This window comes from Salipiger bermudensis, from assembly GCF_019801965.1.
Lineage (GTDB): Bacteria > Pseudomonadota > Alphaproteobacteria > Rhodobacterales > Rhodobacteraceae > Salipiger > Salipiger bermudensis_A.
In genome coordinates this window covers 472,862-497,817 of sequence record NZ_JAHVIA010000002.1, presented here as the reverse complement: position 1 = coordinate 497,817, position 24,956 = coordinate 472,862, and the positions used below count along the sequence as shown (strand labels likewise).

The following is a 24,956-nucleotide window of genomic DNA, read 5'->3' as shown; positions in this document are numbered from 1 at the left end:
GGAAGAAGCCGCCAGCAAGGGGAGCCCAGATGATCCGAACGATGACGCGCGCCGCCACCGCCCGACCCGCCCTGTCCCTCGGATCAGCGCTCTTCGCCCTCAGCCTCGCGATCTCGGCCCCGGCCGCCTTTGCACAGGATGGCGCGCAGGATGGCGAGACCATCATCACCTCGCATGGAGTCTCCTCCTTCGGCGAGCTGAAATATCCCGAGGGCTTCGCGCATTTCGACTACGTGAACCCCGACGCCCCCAAGGGCGGCGAGATGTCGACCTGGGCCTTCGGCACCTTCGACAGCCTCACCCCCTACATCCTCAAGGGCAACGCCGCCGCCATGTCGACGGCGTTCTACGACAGCCTTCTGACCGGGACGCTCGACGAGCCCGACGCGATGTATGGCCTTGTCGCCGAGAGCGTCGAATACCCCGAAAGCCGCGAGTGGATCATCTTCCACATGCGCCCCGAGGCCACCTTCCGCGACGGCTCGCCGGTCACCGCCGAGGACGTCGTGTTCTCGTTCAACATCCTCGTCGAGAAGGGGCTGCCGAGCTTCCGGGTGCAGTTCAACGACATCGAGAAGGCCGAGGCGCTCGACGACCACACCGTCAAGTTCACCTTTGATCCCGACGGCCCGCTGCGCGAGCTGCTGATGACCGCCGGCGGCCTGCCGATCTTCTCCAAGGCCTATTACGAGGATCGCGATTTCGCCGAGAGCAGCCTCGAGCCGCCGATGGGCTCGGGCGCATACGAGCTGCTGTCGGTCGATCCCGGCCGCTCCGTCGCCTACAAGCGGCGCGATGATTACTGGGCCAAGGATCTGCCGGTGAATATCGGCCAGAACAATTTCGACATCCTGCGCGTCGAGTATTTCGCCGATTACACGACCGCTTTCGAGGCCTTCAAGGGCGGCGCCTATACCTATCGCGAGGAATACCAGTCGCGGATCTGGGCCACCGGCTACAACTTCCCCGCCATCAATGCCGGCACCATCGAGGTCGAGACCCTGCCCGATGGCCGTCCCGCCGGCACACAGGGTTTCTGGTTCAACCTGCGCCGTGACAAGTTCCAGGATCCGCGCCTGCGCGAGGCCATCGGCATGGCGTTCAATTTCGAATGGTCGAACGAGAGCCTGTTCTACGGCCTCTACGACCGCACCGACAGCTTCTGGGAAAACTCGCAGACCCTGCAGGCAAGCGGCATGCCGTCGGAGGCCGAGCTAGAGCTGCTCGAGCCGATCCGCGAGTTCATCCCCAAGACCGTGTTCACCGAGGAGGTCTTTACTCCCGCCACCTCGAGCTCGACCGAGCTGGCCGATCGCCGCACCCTGCGCCGCGCCGGCAAGCTGCTCGACGAGGCTGGCTGGGAGGTTGGCGATGACGGGTTCCGCTACCGCGACGGCGAGCGCCTGACCATCGAGGTGCTCAACGATAGCCCCTCCTTCGAACGCATCATCAACCCCTATATCGAGAACCTCAAACGCCTCGGCATCGAGGCCCGTGCCAACCGCGTCGATGCCGCCGAGGCGCAGGAGCGCGAGAAGAACTTCGAGTATGACATCGTCACCCAGCGCTTCGCCATGAGCCAGACCCCGGGCGACGAGCTGCGCTCGGTCTTCGGCTCGGAAACCGCCGATGTGCCGGGCTCGTCCAACATCGCAGGCCTGAAGAACGAGGGCGTCGACACGCTGATCCGCGCCATCGCCGATGCCGAGAGCCGCGAGGCGCTGACCACCGCGGTGCACGCGCTCGACAGGGTGCTGCGGGCGATGCATATCTGGGTGCCGCAATGGTACAAGGGCGTGCACAACATCGCCTATCTCGATGCCTATAGCCGCCCCTATGACGACACCCCGCCCGCTTACGGGCTCGGCGTGATGTCGCTGTGGTGGTGGGACGAAGACAAGGCCGCCGAGCTGCGCGCCGCAGGAGCACTGTAAGCCGGCCATGGGCGCCTATATCCTAAGACGACTGCTGCTGATCATCCCCACGCTGCTGGGCATCATGATCATCAACTTCACGCTGGTGCAATTCGTGCCCGGCGGGCCGATCGAACAGATCATCGCCCAGGTCCAGGGCCAGGGCGACGTGTTCGAGGGCTTTGCCGGCGGCGGCGGCGAGGTCGCCTCCGGCAGCGGCGGCGGGAGCGACGAATACGCCGGCGCCCGAGGCCTGCCGCCCGATTTCATCGAGGAGCTCGAGCGCGAGTTCGGCTTCGACAAGCCGCCCGTCGAGCGCTTCCTCAACATGCTGTGGAACTACATGCGGCTCGATTTCGGCGAGAGCTATTTCCGCTCGATCAGCGTCATCGACCTGGTGCTCGAGAAGATGCCGGTGTCGATCTCGCTGGGACTGTGGTCGACGCTGATCGCCTATGCGATCTCGATCCCGCTCGGCATCAAGAAGGCGGTGCAGGACGGCAGCAGCTTCGACACTTGGACCTCGGGCGTCATCATCGTCGCCTATGCAATCCCGGGCTTCCTCTTCGCCATCCTGCTGCTGGTGCTCTTTGCCGGCGGCTCCTACTGGCAGATCTTCCCGCTTCGGGGGCTGACCTCCGACAACTGGGAGATGCTGAGCTGGCCCGCGAAGATCGCCGACTACTTCTGGCACATCGCGCTGCCGGTGATCGCCTCGACCATCGCCGCCTTCGCCACGCTGACCCTGCTGACCAAGAACAGTTTCCTCGACGAGATCAAGAAACACTACGTCATGACCGCCCGCGCCAAGGGCCTGACCGAGCGCCGCGTGCTCTATGGCCACGTCTTCCGCAACGCCATGCTGATCGTCATCGCGGGCTTCCCGGCGGTGTTCATCGGCGTGTTCTTCTCAGGCTCGCTGATCATCGAGACGATCTTCTCGCTCGACGGGCTGGGCCGGCTCGGCTTCGAGGCGGCGGTGGCGCGCGATTACCCGGTGATCTTCGGCACGCTGTTCATCTTCGGCCTGATCGGCCTCGTGGTCGGCATCCTGTCGGACCTGATGTATGTGCTGGTCGATCCGCGCATCGATTTCGAGAAGCGGGAGGGCTGAGATGAGCTACGAGCCCGATCCCGTGCGCACCGATGACGGCCGCGAGGCCGGAGGAGGCATCCGCCCGCAGCCCGAGCCCGGGATGTCGGTCGCGCCGCAGCCCAAGCCCGGCCGCTTCGCCCTGTCGCCACTGAACCAGCGCCGCTGGCGCAATTTCCGCAAGAACGGCCGCGCCTTCTGGTCGCTGGTGATCTTCACCATCCTGTTCACCCTGTCGCTGTTTGCCGAGTTCATCGCCAACGACAAACCGATCCTGGTGAACTACCGCGGCGAATACCGCATGCCGATCTTCTCCTTCTACCCGGAGACGGCCTTCGGCGGAGATTTCCGCACCGAGGCGGTCTATCGCGATCCCGAGGTGCAATGCCTGATCAAGACCGGCGGGCTGGAGGAGTGCTTCGACGACCCCGAGGGGCTGATCGAGGCGGTGGATGCGGGCGAAACGCTCGAGGGTGATTTCGACAAGGGCTGGATGATCTGGCCGCCGATCCCCTACAGCTTCAACACCCCCGTCGACCGCCCCGGAGCCGCCCCCCTGCCCCCCAACGCGCAGAACTGGCTCGGCACCGATGACACCAAGCGCGATGTCGCGGCGCGGGTGATCTATGGCTTCCGCCTGTCGATCCTCTTCACCCTGATCGTCACCGTCAGCGCCTCGCTGATCGGCATCGTGGCGGGCGCGCTGCAGGGCTATTTCGGCGGCTGGCTCGACCTGATCTTCCAGCGCGTGATCGAGATCTGGTCGGCGACGCCGTCGCTCTACGTCATCATCATCCTCTTCGCCATTCTCGGCCGAAGTTTCTGGCTCTTGGTGATCCTCACCGTGCTTTTCGGCTGGACGGCGCTGGTGGGCGTGGTGCGGGCCGAATTCCTGCGCGCGCGCAACCTCGAATACGTGCGCGCCGCCAAGGCGCTCGGCGTGTCGAACGCCACCATCATGTTCCGCCACATGCTGCCCAACGCCATGGTCGCGACGCTCACCATGCTGCCCTTCATCGTCACCGGCACGATCAGCACGCTGGCGAGCCTCGACTTCCTCGGCTTCGGCCTGCCCTCCTCGGCGCCCTCGCTGGGCGAGCTGACGCTGCAGGCCAAGCAGAACCTACAGGCGCCGTGGCTGGGCTTCACCGCCTTTACCGTCTTCGCGCTGATGCTCTCCCTGCTCGTCTTCATCTTCGAAGGCGTGCGCGATGCCTTCGACCCGAGGAAGACCTTCTCATGAGCACGCTTCTCGAGGTGAAAGACCTCGTCGTCAGCTTCCGGCAGGACGGCAAGGAGACCCGCGCGGTCAAGGGCGTGTCCTTCGACCTGAAGAAGGGCGAGACCGTCGCGCTCGTTGGCGAGTCGGGCTCGGGCAAGTCGGTCACCGCGCTTTCGACCGTGTCGCTTCTGGGTGATGCCGCCCGCGTCGAGGGCTCGGTCACCTACAAGGGGCAGGAGATGATCGGCGCGCCGGGCAAGCTCTTGCGGCAGGTGCGCGGCAACGACATCAGCTTCATCTTCCAGGAGCCGATGACCTCGCTCAACCCGCTGCACACGCTGGAAAAGCAGCTCTCCGAGAGCATCGCCCTGCATCAGGGCCTGACCGGCGAGGCCGCCCGCGCCCGCATCATCGACCTTCTGAACAAGGTCGGCATCCGCGATCCCGAAAGCCGGCTCTCGGCCTATCCGCACCAGCTATCGGGCGGGCAGCGGCAGCGCGTGATGATCGCCATGGCGCTGGCCAACGGCCCCGACCTGCTGATCGCCGACGAGCCCACCACGGCGCTCGACGTGACCATCCAGGCACAGATCCTCGAGCTTCTGGCCGAGCTCAAGGAGGCCGAGCACATGAGCCTCCTGTTCATCACCCACGACCTCAACATCGTGCGGCGCTTCGCCGACAGGGTCTGCGTGATGAAACAGGGCGAGATCGTCGAGCAGGGCCGCACCAGGGACATCTTCGACAACCCGCAGCATCCCTATACCCAGATGCTGATCTCGGCCGAGAGCACCGGCCTGCCCGACCCGGTCGCGCCCGGCTCGGAAGAGATCGCCAGCGCCGACAATCTGAAGATCTGGTTCCCGATCCAGCAGGGTTTCCTGAAAAAGACCGTGGGCCATGTGAAGGCGGTCAACGACGCCAGCTTCACCGTGCGCGCCGGCGAGACTGTGGGCATCGTCGGCGAAAGTGGATCGGGCAAGACGACGCTGGCGCTGGCCATGATGCGGCTGATCCAGTCCGAGGGCGGCATCACCTATCGCGGCCAGAACGTGCGCGACTGGTCGACCCGGCAGCTGCGCAAGCTGCGCTCCGAAATCCAGATCGTCTTCCAGGATCCGTTCGGCTCGCTTTCGCCGCGCATGACCTGCGAGCAGATCATCGCAGAAGGCCTCGGCGTGCACGGCTCGCCCGACGGCAAGCCCGCCTCCCAGGCGGTCGACGAGGTGATGCGCGAGGTCGGGCTCGATCCCGCCAGCAAGCACCGCTACCCGCACGAGTTCTCCGGCGGCCAGCGCCAGCGCATCGCCATCGCCCGTGCGATGGTGCTGCGGCCACGGCTGGTGGTGCTCGACGAGCCGACCTCGGCGCTCGACATGACGGTGCAGGTGCAGATCGTCGACCTACTGCGCGAGCTGCAGCGCAAGTACGACCTCGCCTACCTGTTCATCTCGCACGACCTCAAGGTGGTGCGCGCCATGAGCCACAAGATCATCGTGATGAAGCAGGGCGACGTGGTCGAGATGGGCGAGGCCGCCGAGGTCTTCGAGCGCCCGAAATCCGACTACACCCGCAAGCTCTTTGCCGCGGCCTTCGAGCTGGCCGGCTGACACGGGAAACGCCCGGCGCCTGTTCGAGGCACCGGGCGTTTGCCAATTTCTGTCCTGACGCTCAGACTGCCGAGCTGTGACCTGCCTTCGACAGGTCGTAGGCGTCGAAATGGCGCGCGATCATCCGGGTCAGCGGCCGCGCCTCGACCGGCACGAAAAGCCCTTCCTCGGTGATCTGCAACAGCCCTTCGAAGGCCGTGTTCACCCGCGCATACATCGCCGAGAGCGCGCTCTCGCTGATGCCGTAGTCGCGCATCAGCTCGGCGGAACGGATGCGGAAATCGCACATCAACATCTCGATCATCCGCGCCCGCAGCATGTCGTCTCCGGCAAAGGCATGGCCCTTGGCGGTGGCAAAACGGCCGTCGCGGATCGCCCCGGTATAGACCCCGGTCGAGGGCGCATTCTGAGCGTAACCTTGCGGGAATTTCGAGATCGACGAGGCCCCGAGCCCGATCAGCACCTCGGAGGTGTCGTCGGTATAGCCCTGGAAGTTGCGCCGCAGCCGGCCGGTCTTCTGGGCGATGGCCAGCCCGTCATCGGGCGCCGCGAAATGGTCGATGCCAATCTCGGCATAGCCGTCCCAGACGAAGAGCCGGCGGGCGGTTTCGAACAGGTCGAGCCGCTCGGTGGGGGTGGGCAGAGCCTCGGAGGGGATCATCTGCTGGCGCTTGGCCATCCACGGCACGTGGGCGTAGCCGTAAAGCGCCACCCGGTCAGGCGCGAAGGAGAGCAGCTTCTGCACTGTCTCGGTGATGCGCGAGCGGGTCTGGTGCGGCAGGCCGTAGAGGATATCGGCGTTGAGACTGTGCACGCCGCGCTCGCGGATCATCTCGACCGCCTTGCGGGTGACGTCATAGCCCTGCGGCCGGCCGATGGTCTGCTGGATCTCCTCGTCGAAATCCTGCACCCCGATCGAGGCGCGATTCATGCCGCCGGCGGCGAGCACATCGAGCCGCTCGCCATCGAGCTCGTTGGGATCGATCTCGACCGAGAACTCGGCATTGTCGGCGAAATCCGCGACCTCGCGCACCTTGTCGATCAGCGCCCGCATCAGATCGGGCGAGAGCAGCGTCGGCGTGCCGCCGCCCCAGTGCAGGCGCGACAGCTTCACCCCGCGCGGCAGATGCCGCTTGAGCATCTCGAGCTCGGACTTGAGGGTTTCGACATAGGTTTCCACCGGACCCAGCGTGGCCGTGCCCTGTGTCCGGCAGGCGCAGAACCAGCAAAGCCTGCGGCAGAACGGCACATGCAGGTAGAGCGAGACCGTCCCGTTTTCCGGCACGGATTCGATCCAGGAGGCAAATTGCCCCGGTGTGACGGCATTCGAGAAATGCGGTGCTGTGGGGTAGCTCGTGTACCGGGGGACCTTCGCGTCGAAGAGACCCAACCGCGAGAGTTGTGTTCGAGTGTTCATGCGCTTACATTTAGAAACGCATAGGTAGCGCAACTTTGACCCAGATCAAGAAACGACCTTCGTCTTATCTCGGAACGGGTGCGCAGGCAGGGATGAGTAAGAAACATGCTGAACGAACGCAGCCTCTCGGTCTCGCAGGAATGTGCTGAATGCCCCATTCGGCACCGTGCGGTCTGCGCGCGTTGCGAATCGGACGAGCTCGAGCGGCTCGAAGAGATCAAGTACTACCGGAAATTCGAGGCCGGTCAGACGGTTATCTGGTCCGGCGACCGGATGGATTTCGTCGGCTCCGTGGTTTCGGGAATCGCCACCCTGACCCAGACGATGGAAGACGGGCGCACCCAGATGGTGGGCCTCCTGCTGCCCAGCGATTTCGTCGGCCGCCCCGGCCGCTCCAATGCCGCTTATGACGTGGTCGCGACCACCGATCTGGTGATGTGCTGCTTCCGCAAGGCCCCGTTCGAGGAGCTGATGCGCCAGACTCCGCATATCGCCCAGAGGTTGCTGGAAATGACCCTCGACGAGCTCGACGCCGCGCGCGAGTGGATGCTGGTGCTGGGCCGCAAGACCGCGCGCGAGAAGATCGCGTCGCTGCTGTCGATCATCGCCCGCCGCGATGCCTCGATCAACATGACCACGGCGCATGGCAACATCGTCTTCGACCTGCCGCTGACCCGCGAGGCGATGGCCGACTACCTCGGCCTAACACTGGAAACCGTGAGCCGGCAGATCTCGGCGCTGCGCAAGGACGGGGTGATCGAGCTCGAAGGCAAGCGCCACGTCACCGTGCCCGACATGAGCCGCCTTCTCGAAGAGGCCGGCGACGACGCCGATGGCGGCGTCTTCGCCTGACCCCGCCGGTCAGCCCTCGAACAGCGTCTCGAAGCCTCCGAAGATCATTCGCTTGCCGTCGAACGGCATCTCCATCATCTCGCGCCAGCGCGGATCGGTCTCCATCGAGGCCCAGCAGGCATCGCAGGTCGCCTTGTCGGGCCAGAGGATCCACGAGAACACCACCGCCTCGCCCTCCTGCCGCTTCACCGCCATCGGGAAGGACGTCACCTCGCCGTCGGGCACATCCGCCTCCCAGCATTCGCGGAAGCCGGTGGCGCCGTATTCCTTGAAGAGCTGCCAGCTCTTCTCGGCGCTGACGCGATAGGCTTCCTTGTTCTCGATCGGAACCGCGGCCATGAAGCCGGATACGTAGGACATGGGTCGTGCCTCCCTGTTGCGCTCCGGGGGAGCCTAGCCCCGGGGCGCCGATCCCCCAAGCCCGGCGACATCGCGGCTCGGCGGTTTCGCGCCACCCACGAACAGGACGGGCGGCGCAGGATGCGCCGCCCTCGTTTCTGCGGGTTGCCGTCTGATCCAGCTCAATGGGCTAGGAAGACCGGCACCTCCGCCTGCTCAAGCATGTTGCGGGTCGCGCCGCCAAGGATCGCCTCGCGGAACCGCGAGTGGCCGTAGGCCCCCATCACGATCATGTCCGCATCGAGATCCTGCACGTGGCGGCAGAGCACGTCCGACACCCGCGGCATGGTCTTCGACAGCACGTCGATCTCGGTCTTCACGCCGTGCCGCGCGAGGTATTGCGACAGCGCCCCGCCCGGATCCGAGCGGTTCGGCCCGTGCTGCGGCGGGTCGATCACCACCACGTGGACATTGTCGGCGTTCTTCAGCAGCGGCAGGGCAGCCCGCACCGCACGCAGCGCCTCGTTGCTCTCGTTCCAGCCGATCACGATGCGCGACGGTGTCGCGGTCGGGGTCACGCTGTCTGGCACCACCAGCACCGGGGTCTGGCCCTCGAAGAGCGCGCCCTCGGTCACCGGCTCAAGCTCGACGCCATGCTCCTTGCCATAGGGCTTGGGCAGCACCACGAGATCTGCAAAGCGCGCCCGACCGGCCACGTGTCGGCCGATATCGGCAAGCTGCGCGACGCCTTCCTCGACCGCCCAGCGCGCATCGGTCTTGCCCAGCGCGGCGCGGACGACGCCCGCGAGTTTCTCGGCGTCGGAGGTGGCACGGGTGATCGTCTCCTGCAGGATCATCGCGTTGGCGCCGGCGTAGTAATAGCCGGTCTGGGTCCGGTCGACGCCAAAGCACAATGCATCGAGATGCGCATCCCAGCCCGCGGCGAGCGCGGCGGCGTGATCCACGGTCGACTGGGCCAGGGCCTCGTCGCTGACCACGGTCAGAATTGTTTTGTAGCCCATCTTTTCGTCTCCTCGGAAGTCTGCGGCCTCAACAGCACTCTACGGCTGCGTCAATGGCCGCACATTGACAATGCTCAAGGGCTTGGAGCGAAAGCCTTGATGCAGATCAAAGTATGTAGGCAGACGAATGCCCATTAACCCAACAGTCTAAAACCGCCTGCGCGGCAACGAATCGTGCGGGAGAGAGACGAAGGGACGAACAATGACCAATTACATCAAGCTCATCTTGCTTGGCGTGGTGGCGATCTTCTCGCTGATCGCGGCCAACTACGCTCGGGATGCGGCTTACATGGTCCACGCCATCATCATTTTCCTGGTGACAGCCGGGCTTTTCCTGTGGACCCTCCGCCAAACCGATGAACCCGTGCCTGCCAAGGTGCTGGAAACCTCCTATCTCGACGGCGTCGTGCGCTATGGTGTCATCGCCACCGCCTTCTGGGGCGTGGTGGGCTTTGCCGCCGGCACCTTCATCGCCGCGCAGCTCGCCTTCCCGGTGCTCAATTTCGACTGGGCCCAAGGCTACATGAACTTCGGCCGGCTGCGCCCGCTGCACACCTCGGCGGTGATCTTCGCCTTCGGGGGCAACGCGCTGATCGCCACGTCCTTCTACGTCGTCCAGCGCACCTCGGCGGCCCGCCTCTGGGGCGGCAACCTCGCGTGGTTCGTGTTCTGGGGCTACAACCTGTTCATCGTCCTTGCCGCGACCGGCTACCTGCTCGGTGGCACCCAGTCGAAGGAATATGCCGAGCCCGAATGGTACGTCGATCTCTGGCTGACCATCGTCTGGCTCGCCTATCTCGCGGTCTTCGTCGGCACCATCGTGAAGCGCAAGGAGCCCCACATCTACGTGGCCAACTGGTTCTACCTGAGCTTCATCATCACCGTCGCCATGCTGCACGTGTTCAACAACCTCAGCATCCCGGTCTCGATCTGGGGCTCCAAGTCGGTGCAGGTGTTCTCGGGCGTTCAGGACGCGATGACCCAGTGGTGGTACGGCCACAACGCCGTGGGCTTCTTCCTGACCGCGGGCTTCCTCGGCATGATGTACTACTTCGTGCCCAAGCAGGCCGAGCGTCCGGTGTTCTCCTACAAGCTCTCGATCGTGCACTTCTGGGCGCTGATCTTCATCTACATCTGGGCCGGTCCGCACCACCTGCACTACACCGCCCTGCCCGACTGGGCCTCGACCCTCGGCATGGTGTTCTCGATCGTGCTCTGGATGCCGTCCTGGGGTGGCATGATCAACGGCCTGATGACCCTCTCGGGCGCCTGGGACAAGCTGCGCACCGACCCGATCATGCGGATGCTGGTGATTTCGGTCGGCTTCTACGGCATGTCGACCTTCGAAGGCCCGATGATGTCGATCCGCGCGGTGAACTCGCTGTCGCACTACACCGACTGGACCATCGGCCACGTGCACTCCGGCGCCCTCGGCTGGAACGGCATGATCACCTTCGGCGCGCTCTACTTCCTGACGCCCAAGCTGTGGAACCGCGAGCGGCTCTACTCGCTGAGCCTGGTCTCCTGGCACTTCTGGCTCGCCACCATCGGCATCGTGCTCTACGCGGCCTCGATGTGGGTGACCGGCATCATGGAAGGCCTGATGTGGCGTGAAGTGGATGCCAACGGCTTCCTGGTGAACTCCTTCGCCGACACCGTGTCCGCCAAGTTCCCGATGTACGTGGTCCGCGCTCTCGGCGGTGGCCTCTACATCACCGGCGCGATCATCATGTGCTACAACCTCTGGATGACCGTGAAGCGGGCACCGGCCGTCGAGGCCAGCGCTGCGGCTGCTCACGCCACCCCGGCCGAATAAGGAGGGCCGAGACAATGAGCATTCTCGACAAACACGGAATCCTCGAGAAAAACGTCACCCTGCTGGCCATCTTCGCCTTCCTGGTGGTGACCATCGGGGGCCTGGTCCAGATCGTGCCGCTCTTCTACCTCGAAAACACCATCGAGGAAGTCGAAGGCATGCGGCCCTACACGCCGCTGGAGCTGGCCGGGCGCGACATCTACATCCGCGAGGGCTGCTACGTCTGCCACTCGCAGATGATCCGCCCGATGCGCGACGAGGTCGAACGCTACGGCCACTACTCGCTGGCGGCGGAGTCGCAATATGACCACCCGTTCCAGTGGGGCTCGAAGCGGACGGGGCCCGACCTCGCCCGCGTCGGCGGCCGCTACTCGGACGAGTGGCATGTCGACCACCTGCGCGATCCGCAATCGGTGGTGCCGGAATCGGTCATGCCCAAATACGGCTTCCTCGAAGCCAAGCTGATCGAGGGCGAGCACATCCAGGACCTGATGTCGACGCATCGCTTCGTGGGCGTGCCCTACACCGACGAGATGATCGAGAACGGCTTTCAGGACTTCCTGTCCCAGTCGAACCCCGATGCGGATTACGACGGCCTGCTCGAGCGCTACGGCGAAGACGTCAACGTGCGCAACTTCGACGGCCAGCCCGGCATCTCCGAGCTCGACGCCCTGATCGCCTATCTGCAGATGCTTGGCACGCTGGTCGATTTCTCGACCTTCGAGCCCGATGCAAGCCGCTGAGGTCGCGTGATGGATCCAGAGCTTTACAACACGCTTCGTCACTTCGCGGACAGCTGGGGCCTGCTGGCAATGTTCGTCTTCTTCCTTGGGGTCATCGTCTGGGCGCTGCGCCCAGGCAGCCGCAAGACCCATGAGGACGTCGCCAACATCCCCTTCCGCAACGAAGACAAACCAATTGCGCCCGCAGCGGCCGACCGCGGCCAGGACTGAGGAGACGGGACATGAGCGACAAGCACAAGAAAGACGACCACGACTACGAGACGACCGGCCATTCCTGGGACGGCATCGAGGAGTACAACAAGCCGCTGCCGAAATGGTGGCTGATGATCTTCTACGCCTGCATCGTCTGGGGCGTCGGCTACACCATCGCCTATCCGGCATGGCCCGGCGTCCGCACCGCCACCGCCGGCCTGCTCGGCTGGTCGACCCGCGGCAACGTCGAACAGGCAATCCAGGATCACGAGGCCGAGCTGGCCCCGATCAACGAGCGCCTGGCCTCGGCCGAGCTGACCGAGATCGCCGGCGATCCCGAGCTGAACACCTACGCGCAGAACGCCGGCGCGGCGGTGTTCCGCACCTGGTGCGCCCAGTGTCACGGGTCGGGTGCGGCCGGTGCCAAGGGCTACCCCAACCTGCTCGACGATGACTGGCTCTGGGGTGGCACCATCGAGGACATCCACTACACGGTGACCGCGGGGATCCGGAACGAGGACACGGATGAGGAATACATCCGCCAGTCCGCGATGCCGGCCTTCGGTCGGGATGACCTGCTGAGCGGTGAAGAGATCGACCAAGTCGTCAACTTCGTCATGACCCTCTCGGGCGAAGAACCGCAGGATGCCTCGCTGGTCGAGGCCGGTGCCGAGGTCTACGACATCAACTGCGCCTCCTGCCACGCCGAGGACGGCACCGGTGACCGCACCCAGGGCGCGCCGAACCTGACCGACGCAATCTGGCTCTATGGCGGCGATTACGAGACGCTGCACGAGACGGTCTACAACGCCCGCTACGGCATCATGCCGCCGATGGGCGGGGCCGATCTGAGCGAGGCGGAGATCCGCGCCGTGGCCACCTATGTCCACGGGCTCGGCGGGGGCGAGTAATCCCCCTAAAGAACACCTTCGGGCCGCAAGGCCCGGAGGCCGGCGCCGGTGCCCCATCCTGTTCGCGCGTTTCCAGGGGCACCGGCGCTTTTTTTGTGCCCAAACGGCAGCACTCATGCGAGGGATGCCCAATGCTAAGGGCCCACCCTCGATGCGATCAAGAGCGGGCCCGTATGAAGATCATCATTCGGTGCATCTTTTGCGTTCACCAGCGGCGGGCCTCCGGGCGACCGTTGGCGCGGCGCAGCCGCTCCGCCTCGTTGCGCTCACTGACGCTCCAGCGGCGCTTGTCGTGGTCCAGCCGGCTGGCGGTCATGAAAGTTCTGGCGTAGATCCCGAGCATCTCGTCTCTCCTGTTCTGACGTTTTCCTGCGCTCATACTTGACGCAACACGCGGTTTCGGGCGAGTCAGGAAGAATGCGCCTATGTAAGCTCAACTAACATGGACTGGTCCGCCCTCCCGCCCCTCTCGGCGCTGCGCGCCTTCGCCGCCTATGCCGATTGCGGCTCTCTGGCCGAGGCGGGGCGCGCGCTCAATGTCAGCCACGCCGCGATCAGCCAGCAGATCCGCAACCTCGAGAGCCACATGGGCGTGCCCCTGCTCGACCGACACGGGCGGCGGATGCAGCTCAGCGCCGAGGGCGAGCGGCTGGCCGAGGCGCTGCTCGAGGGCTTCGGCACCATGCTGCAGACCAGCGACGAGCTGACCGGCCGCGATGCTGACCGGCCGCTCGAGATCTCGGCCACGCCGGGCTTCGCCGCGGTCTGGCTGATGCCACGCCTGCCGCTGTTCCGCGCCCGCCACCCCGAGATCAGCCTCACCATCGACCCCTCCGCCGCGCTGCGCACGCTCGAGCCCGGTGGGCTCGACGTGGCGATCCGCTACGGCAATGGCGACTGGCCGGGGCTCGAGAGCACGCTGCTGGTGAGCTCGCCCATCGTCGTCGTCGCCGCCACCGATCTGGTCGGAGATCGCGAGATCGCCACCCCGGCCGACCTGCGCCCGTTTCCCTGGCTTCAGGAGCACGGCACCAACGAGGCCACTGACTGGTTTGCCGAGCATGGCGTCGAACAGGACCGCAGCCGCGGCATGACCGGCCTGCCCGGCAACATGATGATCGAGGCGGCGCGGCAGGGTCAGGGCGTTGCGATCACCGCCCGGCTGTTCGTCGAGCCCGATCTCGAAGCCGGCCGCCTGCGCCTGCTGTTCGAGGACAGTCGCAAGAAGGGCTACTTCCTCGTCACCCGGCCCGGTGTCGCCCGTCCGCCCCTGCGACACTTCGTATCGTGGCTCCGCAGGGAGGCCGTCAAAGCTTAATCGGGGATGTAGATATTGATGCATATCAATGTTTGCGCGACCCGCCGGCGCGAAAAGGGCCAGCAACAGGCAAACTGACACCGGAGCGAATCCCCGTGGCTGACACCCATCAACCTGCCCCCTCCCTCTACGAGGCGCGCGAACCGATCTTCCCGCGCCGCGTGAGCGGAAAATTCCGCAATCTCAAATGGTGGCTGATGGCGGTGATGCTGGGCATCTACTACGTCACGCCGTGGATCCGCTGGGATCGCGGCCCGGAGCTTCCCGACCAGGCGGTGCTGCTCGACCTCGCCAACCGGCGCTTTTTCTTCTTCTTCATCGAGATCTGGCCGCACGAGTTCTACTTCGTCGCAGGGCTACTGGTGATGGCCGGGCTCGGGCTCTTCCTCTTCACCTCGGCGCTCGGCCGGGTCTGGTGCGGCTATGCCTGCCCGCAGACCGTCTGGACCGATCTCTTCATCCTCGTCGAACGCTGGATCGAGGGCGACCGCAACGCCCGCCTGCGCCTGCACCGACAGAAGAAATGGGACATCCGCAAGATCCGCCTGCGGATCACCAAGTGGGTGGCGTGGTTCCTGATCGCGCTGGCCACCGGCGGCGCATGGATCTTCTATTTCACCGACGCCCCCACCCTTCTGCTCAACCTCGTCACCGGCAACGCCCACCCGGTCGCCTACACCACCATGCTGGTGCTCACCGCCACCACCTTCGCCTTCGGCGGCTTCGCCCGCGAGCAGATCTGCATCTATGCCTGCCCGTGGCCACGCATCCAGGCCGCAATGATGGACGAGGACACGCTCACCGTCGGCTACCGCGACTGGCGCGGCGAGCCACGCGGCAAGCACCGCAAGGGTGCCGGCGCCGAGAACCTCGGCGATTGCATCGACTGCCACGCCTGCGTCAACGTCTGCCCGATGGGGATCGACATCCGCGACGGCCAGCAGCTCGCCTGCATCACCTGCGCGCTCTGCATCGACGCCTGTGACGACGTGATGGAGAAGATCGGCAAGCCGCGCGGGCTGATCGACTACCTCGCTCTTTCCGACGAGACCCGCGAGCGCGCCGGCGAAGCGCCCCGCGCCGTCTGGAAGCACGTCTTCCGCCCGCGCGTCATCCTCTACACCGCGCTCTGGTCGCTGGTCGGCGTCGGGCTCGTGGTGGCGCTGGTGCTGCGCCCCGATGTCGAGATGACCGTGGCCCCGGTGCGCAACCCGACCTTCGTGGTGCTCTCCGACGGCTCGATCCGCAACACCTACGACGTGCGCCTGCGCAACAAGCATGGCGAGGAGCGGCCCTTCGCGCTCTCCATCGCCGACAATGACAGGCTTGCCATCACGCTCGAAGGCGAGGACGATCTGATCGTCGATGTGCCCGCGAACGAGACCTACCTGCAGCGCGTCTACGTGACCGCGCCCGCCGGCACCGACGCGGCACAGGCCGAGCGCACCGAGTTCGAGCTGCGCCTGGAAGACACCACCACCGGCCACAGCGCCACCAAGGACACCGTGTTCAACGGACGGGACAACTGATGACCAAGGACTTCAAACTCACCGGCTGGCACGTCCTGGCCATCTTCGTCGGCGCCTTCGGGGTGATCATCGCGGTCAACCTGGCGCTGGCCTTCAACGCGGTGAACACCTTCCCCGGCCTGCAGGTGAAGAACTCCTACGTCGCCAGCCAGACCTTCGATGACCGCCGCGCGGCGCAGGAGGCGCTTGGCTGGACGGTCGAGACCACCCACGAGGACGGGCTGCTCGCCCTCGCCATCACCGATGACAAGGGCTACCCGGTACGCCCGGCGCGCTTCTCGGCCAAGGTCGGCCGTACCACCACCGTGCGTGACGACCGCGAGCCCGAGTTCCGCTTCGACGGCCGCGCCTACGTGGTCGAGGATGCGCTGGCGCCGGGCAACTGGAATATCTGGCTGACCGCGGAGGCCCATGACGGCACCCTCTTCGAGCAGCGCCTGGAACTCTACGTCAAGGAATGACGCGATGACCGCAGCGATGCGCCCGCAGGTCTCGGCCTGCCCCGCCTGCTCCGCCGCACCCGCCGCCGAGGCTCTGGCCGAGGCGCAGCTCCCCGATGACAGCCACGTGGTGCTGTCGCTGCCCACTATCCATTGCGCCAACTGCATCCGCGGCGTCGAAGATGCGCTCGCCGCAACCCCGGGCGTGCGCAGCGCCCGCGTCAACCTCACCATGAAGCGGGTCTCGGTCGAGGCCGATGCCGGCCTCACCGCCGAAGACCTGATCCCGGTGGTCACCGCCGCCGGTTACGAGGCCTACGAGCTCGACACCGGCGCGCTGTCCGCCACCCAGACCGACAAGGCCGGGCGCGACCTCCTGATGCGGCTGGCTGTTGCGGGCTTTGCCATGATGAACGTCATGCTGCTGTCGATCTCGGTCTGGTCCGGGGCCGAGGGGCCGACGCGCGACATGTTCCACTGGGTGTCGGCCGCGATCACCCTGCCGACCATCGCCTTCTCGGGGCAGATCTTCTTCCGCAACGCCTGGAGCGCGCTGCGCGCCGGGCGGCTCAACATGGATGTGCCGATCTCGCTGGCGATCCTCTTGGCGGTGGTGACCTCGCTCTGGGAGACCTCGCTTTCGGGTGAGCACGCCTATTTCGACGCCGCCATCGCGCTGACCTTCTTCCTTCTGACCGGGCGCTATCTCGATCACCGCACCCGCTCCATCGCCCGTTCCGCCGCCGAGGAACTGGCGGCGCTCGAGGTGCCGCGCGCCTGGCGGCTGACGGAGGATGGCGAGGAGCAGGTCTCGGTCGCCGACCTGCGCATCGGCGATCTGCTGCGCGTGCGCCCGGGCGGGCGGATGCCGGTCGATGGCGAAATCACGGAGGGCCAGTCCGAGCTCGACCGCTCGCTGCTCACCGGCGAGACCGTCCCGGTCTATGCCGCCCCCGGCACCCTGGTCAGCGCCGGCGAGGTCAACCTGACCGGCCCGCTGGTGGTGCGCGCCACCGCCGTCGGCCGCGAGACCTCGCTGCACCGCATGGCGGATCTGGTGGCGGTGGCCGAGTCGGGCCGCGCCAACTACACGCCGCTGGCCGACAAGGCCGCCAAGCTCTACGCGCCGGGCGTGCATATCCTATCCGCCATCGCCTTCGCGGGCTGGTACCTCTACACGCAGGATTTCCGCGTCGCGCTCAACATCGCCGCGGCGGTGCTGATCATCACCTGTCCCTGCGCCCTCGGCCTCGCGGTGCCCGCGGTGACCACCGCCGCCTCGGGGCGACTGTTCAAGAAGGGCCTGCTGATCAAGGACGCCACAGCGCTGGAGCGGCTGTCGGAGGTCGACACGGTGGTGTTCGACAAGACCGGCACGCTGACCGCCGGCGCCCCCGAGGTCACCAACACCGACGCTTTCACCCGCGCCGACCTGCAGATCGCGCTGGCGCTGGCGGAAGGCTCGGCCCACCCGCTCTCGGTCGCCCTGACCTCGGAGCTGCGCGAGAAGGGCCTCACTCCCGCGCCGGTGACCGGGATCACCGAGATCCCCGGTCATGGCACCGAGGGGCTCTGGCAGGGCCGCCGGGTGCGGCTCGGCCGCGCCGCCTGGGTCGGCGGCGGCAGCTCGGAGCTCACCGCCAGTTGGCTCGCGGTGGGCGACGGGCCGGCGCAGGTCTTCACCTTCACCGACAGCTTGCGCCACGGCGCCGAAGAAACGGTTCGCACGCTGATCAAGGCCGGGAAGCGGGTGATCCTGATGTCGGGCGACAGCACCGCAGCCGTCGAGGCGCTGGCGCTGCGGCTGGGCATCCCGCAATGGATCGCCGAGGCACTGCCGCAGGACAAGGCGGCCCGCGTCAAGGCGCTCGCCGACGAGGGCGCGCGGGTGCTGATGGTGGGCGACGGGCTCAACGACACCGCGGCGCTGGCCGGCGCGCATGTGTCGATCTCGCCCGCCTCGGCGCTCGACGCCGCCCGCGTCGCCTCCGACATCGTGCTGCTCGGCAATTCGCTCGCCCCGGTGCCGGACGCGCTCACGGTCTCGACGAAGGCCACGCGCCGGATCCGCGAGAACTTCGCCATCGCCAGCTGGTACAACGTCATCGCGGTGCCGCTGGCCATCGCCGGGCTGTGCTCGCCGCTGATCGCCGCGCTGGCGATGTCGGCCTCCTCGATCACCGTTTCGCTGAACGCGCTGCGGCTGCGCTGATCAATCCCCCAAGCCCCCACGCCAAGGACCCGCCATGAACATCCTGCTCTACCTGATCCCGATCTCGCTCTTCCTCGGCGGCATGGGCCTGCTGTTCTTCGTCATCACCGTGCGCACCAAGCAATATGACGACCCCGAGGGCAACGCCGCCCGCATCCTCTCAGGCCAGTACGACGACAAGCCAAAGCAGGACTGAACCCCGCCCCTCTCGCCGTCGAGAAGACGACTGCCGCAGGCGCCACGCGCACCCTGGTCGGGCAGCCTTCAAACACCCCTCCCAGACGCAGCGCCCAACCGCCGCAGCACCGCTCTCCACTCTTCTCTACGGCCAAAATACTCCCGCCGGAGGCACCCCTCCCCGACCACATGCCGCTCGCCGGGCTCCCCACGAGCAACGCCGCAACACCCCGGGCCAACCGCCCCAGCACCACGCCCAGCCCTTCTTTACGTCAAAAATACTCCCGCCGGAGGCATCCGACCCCGCCACAGGCGCTCCCCCGGGCAGAAGCACGCATGGCTCACCCCCGCAGGATCATGTCCGCCGCCTTCTCGGCGATCATGATGGTCGGAGAGTTGGTGTTGCCGCTGGTGATCGTCGGCATCACGCTGGCATCGACCACCCGCAGCCCCGCGAGCCCCTTCATCCGGCACGCCGCGTCGAGCGGCGCCGCGTCGTCCGTCCCCATGCGGACCGTGCCCACGGGATGGAAGATCGTCGTGCCGACATCGCCTGCGGCCTTCGCCACCTCCTCGTCGGTCTGGTAGTCAGCCCCGGGCTTGACCTCCTCGGGGGCGTATTTCGCCATCGCGCCCTGGGTCATGATCCGGCGCGACAGGCGGATGCTGTCCACCGCGACGCGCCGGTCACCCTCGGTCGAGAGGTAGTTCGGCGCGATGATCGGCGCGTCCTTCGGGTCGTTCGAGGCCAGCCGGATGGTGCCGCGGCTTTCCGGCCGCAGGTTGCAGACGCTGGCGGTGATCGCCGGGTAACTGTGCAGCGGCTGCCCGAAGGCGTCGAGCGACAAGGGTTGCACGTGGAACTCCACATCCGCCGTGGCCAGCCCCTCGCGCGACTTGGCAAAGGCGCCGAGCTGCGAGGGCGCCATCGACATCGGGCCCGAGCGCCGGGCGACGTATTCCAGACCGATCGCCATCTTGCCCATGAGCGAATTGGCCATCTGGTTGAGCGTCTTGGCCCCGGTCAGGCGCCACGCGCAGCGCAGCTGCAGGTGGTCCTGCAGGTTGCCACCCACCCCCGGCGCATCGTGCTTCACCTCGATGCCATGCGCGCGCAGCTCCTCGGCCGGGCCGATGCCCGAAAGCTGCAGCAGCTGCGGCGAGTTCACCGCGCCGGCGGAGAGGATCACGTCGCCGCCGCAGCGCGCCTCGCGCGGCTGGCCGTTCTGCTCGTAGGCGACACCCACGACCGTCTTGCCCTCGAAGATCAGCCCGGTGACATGGGCATGGGTCTCGACCCTGAGATTTTCGCTGTCGGTGGTGCGCAGGAAGGCCTTGGCGGTGTTCATCCGCCAGCCGTTGCGCTGGTTGACGCGGAAATAGCCCACTCCCTCGTTGTCGCCGGTGTTGAAATCGGTGACCTTGGGCAGACCGGCCTCGTGCGCGGCCTCCATCCAGTCGTCGAGCACCGGCCAGTGCAGGCGCTGGTTCTCGACGCGCCATTCGCCGCCCGAGCCGTGCATCTCGCTTTCGCCCTCGACGAAATCCTCGCTCTTCTTGAAATAGGGCAGCACGTCGTCCCAGCCCCAGCCCGCGAGGCCCATCTGGCGCCAGCCGTCGTAATCCGCCGCCTGTCCGCGCAGGTAGAGCATACCGTTGATCGACGAGCAGCCGCCCAGCACCTTGCCGCGCGGATAGAGCAGCGCGCGCCCGTTGAGCCCGGGATCGGGGGCGGTTCGGTAGCACCAGTCGGTGCGCGGGTTGTCGATGCAGTAGAGGTAGCCCATCGGGATGTGGATCCAGTGATAGGTGTCGCGCCCGCCCGCCTCGAGCAGCAGCACCCGGCGCCCGGCCTCGGCCAGCCGCTTGGCCAGGACGCAGCCCGCGCTGCCCGCTCCGATGATGACGTGATCCCAAGACATGCTGCCCTCCCCCGGCGCGCGGGGCGCCCATTTCAATTGTCTGACATTTGATATGTCAGACAATTGAAGCACGCGCAACTGCCCATGCGGACGCCGCGGCATGTTCGCGCAACCGGGGTGGGTCAGACCGGCAGGGCGGTGGTCTTGAAGACGGTGCGCAACGCGAAGCTCGACTGCATCTGCGCCACGCCCGGAAGCCGGGTCAGGTGCTGGCGGTGGATGCGGGCGAAATCCTCGGTGTCCTCGGCGACGACCTTGAGGATGTAATCGGCGCTGCCCGCCATCAGGTGGCATTCGAGCACGTCCGGGATCCGAGCCACCGCCTTTTCGAAGGCCTCGAGCACCTCGTCGGCCTGCGCGCTCAGGGTGATCTCGACAAAGACCGTGGTGGGCATTCCCATCTTGCGCGCGTCGAGCAGCGCCACGTAGCCGCGGATGATACCGTCGCTCTCGAGCCGCTGCACCCGGCGGTGGCAGGCCGAGGCGGAGAGATGCACCAGCTCCGAGAGCTCGGCATTCGACATCCGCCCCTGTTTTTGCAGAACACGCAGGATGCGGCGGTCGGTTTCGTCGAGGTCCATGGCAGGTTCTTTCAGGAAAGGCGCAATTTGTCGAAGGTTCTGCGAAGAACCCCGGGCGCAACGCATCAAATCCGGCGGGAAATTGCAAGCCACCGCTGTCACGATTCAGGCAGAGAGCTTAGGGAGGACTCAGCCATGAAACTCGGATGCCCCACAGAGGTCAAAGCGCAGGAATACCGCGTCGGCCTGACGCCCAACGCCGCCCGCGAGGCGGTCGCGCATGGCCACGAGGTGCTGATCCAGAGCGGCGCCGGGCTCGGCGCGGGCTTCGAGGATGCCGACTACACCGCCGCCGGCGCCAGCATCGCGGGCAGCGCGAGGGAAGTCTTTGCCGGCGCCGAGATGATCGTAAAGGTCAAGGAGCCGCAGCCCGCCGAGCGCGCCATGCTGCGCGAGGGGCAGCTGCTCTTCACCTATCTGCATCTCGCGCCCGACCCCGCCCAGACCGACGACCTGCTGGCCTCGGGGGCCACCTGCATCGCCTACGAGACCGTCACCGATGACCGCGGCGGCCTGCCGCTGCTGGCGCCGATGTCGGAGGTCGCAGGGCGGTTGGCGCCGCAGATGGGCGCGTGGTCGCTGCAGAAGGCCAATGGCGGGCGCGGCGTGCTGATGGGCGGCGTGCCCGGTGTCGGCCCGGCCAACGTGGTGGTCGTGGGCGGCGGCAATGTCGGCACCCACGCGGCGCGCATCGCCGCCGGGATGGGCGCCAACGTCACCGTGCTCGACCGCTCGCTGTCGCGGCTGCGCTATCTCGACGACGTGTTCGGTACCACCTTCCGCAACCGCTACTCCACCGAGGGCGCGCTGGTCGAGCTGCTGCCCGAGGCCGACATGGTGATCGGCGCGGTACTGATCCCCGGTGCTGCCGCGCCGAAGCTGGTCAGCCGCGAGATGCTGGGGCTGATGAAACATGGCGCGGTTCTGGTCGACGTGGCCATCGACCAGGGTGGCTGCTTCGAGACCTCGCGGGCCACCACCCATGACGATCCGGTCTACGAGGTCGACGGCATCCAGCATTACTGCGTCGCCAACATGCCCGGCGCGGTTCCGCGCACCTCGACGATTGCCCTTGGCAACGCCACCCTGCCCTTCGTGCTGGCGCTGGCGGACAAGGGCTGGAAACAGGCCTGCGCCGACGACCGCCACCTGCTCGCCGGGCTGAACGTACACGCGGGCCAGCTCACCAATGCACCGGTGGGCGAGGCGCTGGGGCGCGCATTTGTGGCGCCGGAGAGCGTTCTCTGAGAATGGATCCGGCCGGCGCCTGACGGGCGCCGGTCTGCGGTGCGCCGGTTGTCGATGCGTCATCGCCCCTCAGCGGGGGGCGCGATGTGCCCGTGGAACCTCTTGTTTCATCTCAACCAAGTCCGAAGGACCCGACAACGGAACTCCCAGCAGAAACAAATCGCGAGCCGGGGGGCCGGCGACGGCGCGGCGGCTTCGCCTTGAGTCCGCGCCGGGCGCGTGCTGGCCCCTTGCGCCGTCGATCCGACCTGCACAAACGCTGATACAGCTTTATCAGAGCACCACGATGCCGCTGTGCTTGGCCTTGTGCTCGGGCTCGACATGGATCGTCACCCGGCTGCCCTCGAAGCTCGCATGCAACGCGTGCTCGATGCGGTCGCAGATGTCATGCGCCGAGTCCACCGTCATCTCGCCGGGAACCACGAGGTGGAACTCGACGAAGAGCGCGCTTCCGGCGCGGCGCGAGCGCAGGTCATGCGCCTCGACCGCGCCCTCGGCATTGGCCGAGATCAACGCCCGCATCTGCTCGAGCTCGCCTTCCGGCGCCGCCGCGTCCATCAGCCCGCCGACGGAATGGCGCATCACCTGCCAACCGGCCCAGAGGATATTCACCGCTACCAGCGCCGCCAGCGCCGGGTCGAGCCAGCTCCAGCCGGTCAGCACCGCGGCAACGATGCCGACGGTGACACCGGCGGAGGTGAAGACATCCGTCAGCAGGTGCTTGCCATCGGCCTCGAGCGCCGGCGAGAAGAGGTTTCGCCCGGCCCGGATCAGCACGAAGGACCAGACCGCGTTGATCGCACTGGCCACGAGGTTGATGCCGAGCCCGAGCCACGGCTCCTCGATCAGCCGCGGCGCCTGCCAGGCGCTCCACGCCTCGCGCAGGATCAGGATCGCCGCGACGATGATCAGCACCCCCTCGAGCACGGCGCTGAAATACTCGGCCTTGTGATGCCCGAACGGGTGATCCGCATCAGCGGGCTGCGCCGCGATGCGCAGCGCCACCAGCGCCGCCAGTGCCGTCGCCACGTTGACGATGCTCTCGAGCGCGTCCGACAGCAGGGCGACGGATCCGGTGAGCCACCAGGACAGGGTCTTGATCGCAAGGACCACGAGGCCCACGGCAACGCTGCCGCAGGCGATTTTGATGGCTCGGTTCATGGCACCCTCTTCGCTGGTCCGGGTCTGTTAGCGAAGCGACCCGCGCCGCGCAACCGGGCGAGGCGGGAAGCCGGGCTGCGCGGGCGGAAAGGCTGGCGGGCGCCCGCAGGCGCCCCGGACGCTCACTTTCTCAGCGCGTCGCGGATCTCTATCAGGATATCGAGCTCGGAGGGGCCGGTCTTGACCTCGGGCGCGACCTCGTCGGGTTTCTCGGCGGCGGCCTTCACCCGGTTGACCATCTTCACCAGCATGAAGACCACGAAGGCGATGATGAAGAAGTTGATCACCGCCATGATGAACTTGCCCACCGCGAAGACCGGCGCGCCGGCCTCGGTCGCGGCGTCGAGCGAGGCATACTCGTTTCCGTCGAGCGCGTAGAACCAGCCCGAGAAATCGATCCCCCCGGTGAACAGCGCGATGATCGGGTTGAGGATGTCGCCCACCAGCGACTGCACGATGGCGGTGAAGGCGGCCCCGATGATGATCCCCACCGCCATGTCCATGACATTGCCCTTGGCGATGAAATCCTTGAATTCGTTGATCACGGTCACGTTCCTTGTGATGACTGACACTGACGATACCCGGCTCCGCCGCGGCGCGGCACAACCTTCGCGCGATCCTGCCACGGCTGGACCGGCGCGGAAAGCGGCAAGGGCGCGCCACGGTTCGCACGGTGCACATTCGGCACGGGTTTGCCGGCCTCCGGCGGGAGTATTTCCGAGCGTAGAGAAGACAGGGGCGCGTTTGCCCGGCGGGCCGGGGGGGGGTGCCCCTGTCTGCGGCATCAGGCCGGGAGGGTGCCGGTCAGGACGTAGCGCAGGATCTCGACCACTTCCCGCGGCTGCCGCGCGACCGCGAGGGCGGCGGCGTCGACCTCCTTGAGGGCATGGTCATGCTCCGCCGGCTGCAGGATGATCAGCGACTTGCCGAGCGCGGCGGCGTAGCCCGCGTCGAAGGCGGCGTTCCACTGCTTATACTTGTCGCCGAAGCGCACCACGACCACGTCGGCATCGGCGATGCCCTTGCGGGTACGGATCGCGTTGACCTGCGCGCCCTTGCGGTCGTGCCAGAACTTGCTGTCCTCGGCGCCGAGGATTGCCACCCCGCAATCGTCGCTGGCAGCGTGATCGGTCACCGGCGCAGCGAAGGTCACGTCGAGCCCCTGCGCGCCCTCGATGATCTGCTCGCGCCAGTCGGTGTGGATCTCTCCGGAAAGATAGACGGTCAGTCCCATGTCG

At 66.5% G+C, this 24,956-nt stretch carries 24 protein-coding genes; 15 read left to right on the top strand and 9 right to left on the bottom strand.

The window, feature by feature from the left end; all coding sequences use genetic code 11:
* Window positions 1–29: 29 nt before the first annotated feature.
* From KUV62_RS06380 to KUV62_RS06365, 4 genes are all read left to right on the top strand, one after another.
* Window positions 30–1,934, top strand: a complete 1,905-nt coding sequence (locus KUV62_RS06380) for an extracellular solute-binding protein (RefSeq protein WP_222602836.1) — start codon at window positions 30–32, stop codon at window positions 1,932–1,934.
* Window positions 1,935–1,941: 7 nt separating this feature from the next.
* The gene (locus KUV62_RS06375; protein WP_222602835.1) at window positions 1,942–3,027 is read left to right on the top strand and encodes a microcin C ABC transporter permease YejB; all 1,086 of its coding nucleotides are present in this window, start codon (window positions 1,942–1,944) and stop codon (window positions 3,025–3,027) included.
* Window positions 3,028–3,109: 82 nt separating this feature from the next.
* Window positions 3,110–4,249 carry an ABC transporter permease gene (locus KUV62_RS06370; protein ID WP_222602971.1) on the top strand — a complete coding sequence of 380 codons (1,140 nt, stop codon included), beginning with the start codon at window positions 3,110–3,112 and terminating at the stop codon, window positions 4,247–4,249.
* Window positions 4,246–5,838, top strand: a complete 1,593-nt coding sequence (locus tag KUV62_RS06365) for an ABC transporter ATP-binding protein (RefSeq protein ID WP_222602834.1) — start codon at window positions 4,246–4,248, stop codon at window positions 5,836–5,838. The genes KUV62_RS06370 and KUV62_RS06365 overlap by 4 nt, the downstream gene beginning before the upstream one ends.
* Before the next feature lie 61 nt (window positions 5,839–5,899).
* Here KUV62_RS06365 and hemN read toward each other — a convergent pair whose 3' ends face one another.
* Window positions 5,900–7,255: an oxygen-independent coproporphyrinogen III oxidase gene (hemN, locus tag KUV62_RS06360; protein WP_222602833.1), complete on the bottom strand. Its 1,356-nt coding sequence runs from the start codon at window positions 7,253–7,255 to the stop codon at window positions 5,900–5,902.
* 105 nt (window positions 7,256–7,360) lie between these two features.
* Between hemN and fnrL the strand changes: the two genes are divergently transcribed.
* Window positions 7,361–8,107, top strand: coding sequence for a transcriptional regulator FnrL (gene fnrL / locus KUV62_RS06355; protein ID WP_222602832.1), 747 nt, complete (start codon window positions 7,361–7,363; stop codon window positions 8,105–8,107).
* 9 nt (window positions 8,108–8,116) lie between these two features.
* Here the strand turns inward: fnrL and KUV62_RS06350 are convergent, their stop codons facing one another.
* The gene (locus KUV62_RS06350; RefSeq protein ID WP_222602831.1) at window positions 8,117–8,467 is read right to left on the bottom strand and encodes a DUF1428 domain-containing protein; all 351 of its coding nucleotides are present in this window, start codon (window positions 8,465–8,467) and stop codon (window positions 8,117–8,119) included.
* 161 nt (window positions 8,468–8,628) lie between these two features.
* Window positions 8,629–9,468 carry a universal stress protein gene (locus KUV62_RS06345; RefSeq protein ID WP_222602830.1) on the bottom strand — a complete coding sequence of 280 codons (840 nt, stop codon included), beginning with the start codon at window positions 9,466–9,468 and terminating at the stop codon, window positions 8,629–8,631.
* 202 nt (window positions 9,469–9,670) lie between these two features.
* On the opposite strand from KUV62_RS06345, the gene ccoN reads away from it, so the two are divergent.
* Genes ccoN through ccoP form a run of 4 tightly spaced genes read left to right on the top strand, consistent with a single transcriptional unit; the run spans window position 9,671 to window position 13,130 of the window.
* Window positions 9,671–11,284, top strand: coding sequence for a cytochrome-c oxidase, cbb3-type subunit I (gene ccoN / locus KUV62_RS06340; RefSeq protein ID WP_222602829.1), 1,614 nt, complete (start codon window positions 9,671–9,673; stop codon window positions 11,282–11,284).
* A gap of 14 nt (window positions 11,285–11,298) precedes the next feature.
* Window positions 11,299–12,027 (top strand): cytochrome-c oxidase, cbb3-type subunit II, encoded by a 729-nt coding sequence (gene ccoO / locus KUV62_RS06335; RefSeq protein ID WP_222602828.1) that lies wholly within the window; start codon window positions 11,299–11,301, stop codon window positions 12,025–12,027.
* A 9-nt stretch (window positions 12,028–12,036) separates the two neighbouring features.
* On the top strand, window positions 12,037–12,237 hold the full coding sequence (locus tag KUV62_RS06330) for a cbb3-type cytochrome oxidase subunit 3 (RefSeq protein WP_222602827.1): 201 nt from the start codon (window positions 12,037–12,039) through the stop codon (window positions 12,235–12,237).
* An 11-nt stretch (window positions 12,238–12,248) separates the two neighbouring features.
* Entirely contained in the window at window positions 12,249–13,130 is an 882-nt protein-coding gene (gene ccoP, locus KUV62_RS06325; protein WP_222602826.1) for a cytochrome-c oxidase, cbb3-type subunit III, read from the top strand.
* 205 nt (window positions 13,131–13,335) lie between these two features.
* Here the strand turns inward: ccoP and KUV62_RS06320 are convergent, their stop codons facing one another.
* On the bottom strand, window positions 13,336–13,473 hold the full coding sequence (locus KUV62_RS06320) for a hypothetical protein (RefSeq protein ID WP_222602825.1): 138 nt from the start codon (window positions 13,471–13,473) through the stop codon (window positions 13,336–13,338).
* 99 nt (window positions 13,474–13,572) lie between these two features.
* Between KUV62_RS06320 and KUV62_RS06315 the strand changes: the two genes are divergently transcribed.
* From KUV62_RS06315 to ccoS, 5 genes are all read left to right on the top strand, one after another.
* Window positions 13,573–14,448 (top strand): LysR substrate-binding domain-containing protein, encoded by an 876-nt coding sequence (locus KUV62_RS06315; protein WP_222602824.1) that lies wholly within the window; start codon window positions 13,573–13,575, stop codon window positions 14,446–14,448.
* A gap of 95 nt (window positions 14,449–14,543) precedes the next feature.
* Complete coding sequence (gene ccoG / locus KUV62_RS06310) at window positions 14,544–15,977, top strand: cytochrome c oxidase accessory protein CcoG (protein WP_222602823.1); 1,434 nt, start codon at window positions 14,544–14,546, stop codon at window positions 15,975–15,977.
* Window positions 15,977–16,438 carry a FixH family protein gene (locus tag KUV62_RS06305; protein ID WP_222602822.1) on the top strand — a complete coding sequence of 154 codons (462 nt, stop codon included), beginning with the start codon at window positions 15,977–15,979 and terminating at the stop codon, window positions 16,436–16,438. Before ccoG ends, KUV62_RS06305 begins: the two co-directional genes overlap by 1 nt.
* 4 nt (window positions 16,439–16,442) lie before the next feature.
* Complete coding sequence (locus KUV62_RS06300) at window positions 16,443–18,629, top strand: heavy metal translocating P-type ATPase (protein ID WP_222602821.1); 2,187 nt, start codon at window positions 16,443–16,445, stop codon at window positions 18,627–18,629.
* Window positions 18,630–18,663: 34 nt separating this feature from the next.
* A complete protein-coding gene (gene ccoS, locus KUV62_RS06295) occupies window positions 18,664–18,825 on the top strand; it encodes a cbb3-type cytochrome oxidase assembly protein CcoS (RefSeq protein WP_007793324.1) in 162 nt (53 codons plus the stop codon).
* A gap of 322 nt (window positions 18,826–19,147) precedes the next feature.
* Here the strand turns inward: ccoS and KUV62_RS06290 are convergent, their stop codons facing one another.
* Together KUV62_RS06290 and KUV62_RS06285 are read right to left on the bottom strand one after the other, a co-directional pair.
* Window positions 19,148–20,728, bottom strand: coding sequence for a GMC family oxidoreductase (locus KUV62_RS06290; protein ID WP_222602820.1), 1,581 nt, complete (start codon window positions 20,726–20,728; stop codon window positions 19,148–19,150).
* A 122-nt stretch (window positions 20,729–20,850) separates the two neighbouring features.
* Window positions 20,851–21,309 (bottom strand): Lrp/AsnC family transcriptional regulator, encoded by a 459-nt coding sequence (locus KUV62_RS06285; RefSeq protein ID WP_222602819.1) that lies wholly within the window; start codon window positions 21,307–21,309, stop codon window positions 20,851–20,853.
* Window positions 21,310–21,444: 135 nt separating this feature from the next.
* Between KUV62_RS06285 and ald the strand changes: the two genes are divergently transcribed.
* On the top strand, window positions 21,445–22,557 hold the full coding sequence (gene ald / locus KUV62_RS06280) for an alanine dehydrogenase (protein ID WP_222602818.1): 1,113 nt from the start codon (window positions 21,445–21,447) through the stop codon (window positions 22,555–22,557).
* A 273-nt stretch (window positions 22,558–22,830) separates the two neighbouring features.
* Here the strand turns inward: ald and KUV62_RS06275 are convergent, their stop codons facing one another.
* From KUV62_RS06275 to KUV62_RS06265, 3 genes are all read right to left on the bottom strand, one after another.
* Entirely contained in the window at window positions 22,831–23,718 is an 888-nt protein-coding gene (locus tag KUV62_RS06275; RefSeq protein ID WP_222602817.1) for a cation diffusion facilitator family transporter, read from the bottom strand.
* A 122-nt stretch (window positions 23,719–23,840) separates the two neighbouring features.
* Entirely contained in the window at window positions 23,841–24,263 is a 423-nt protein-coding gene (gene mscL, locus KUV62_RS06270; protein ID WP_222602816.1) for a large conductance mechanosensitive channel protein MscL, read from the bottom strand.
* Window positions 24,264–24,502: 239 nt separating this feature from the next.
* Entirely contained in the window at window positions 24,503–24,952 is a 450-nt protein-coding gene (locus tag KUV62_RS06265; RefSeq protein ID WP_222602815.1) for a YtoQ family protein, read from the bottom strand.
* Between the last annotated feature and the right edge of the window lie 4 nt (window positions 24,953–24,956).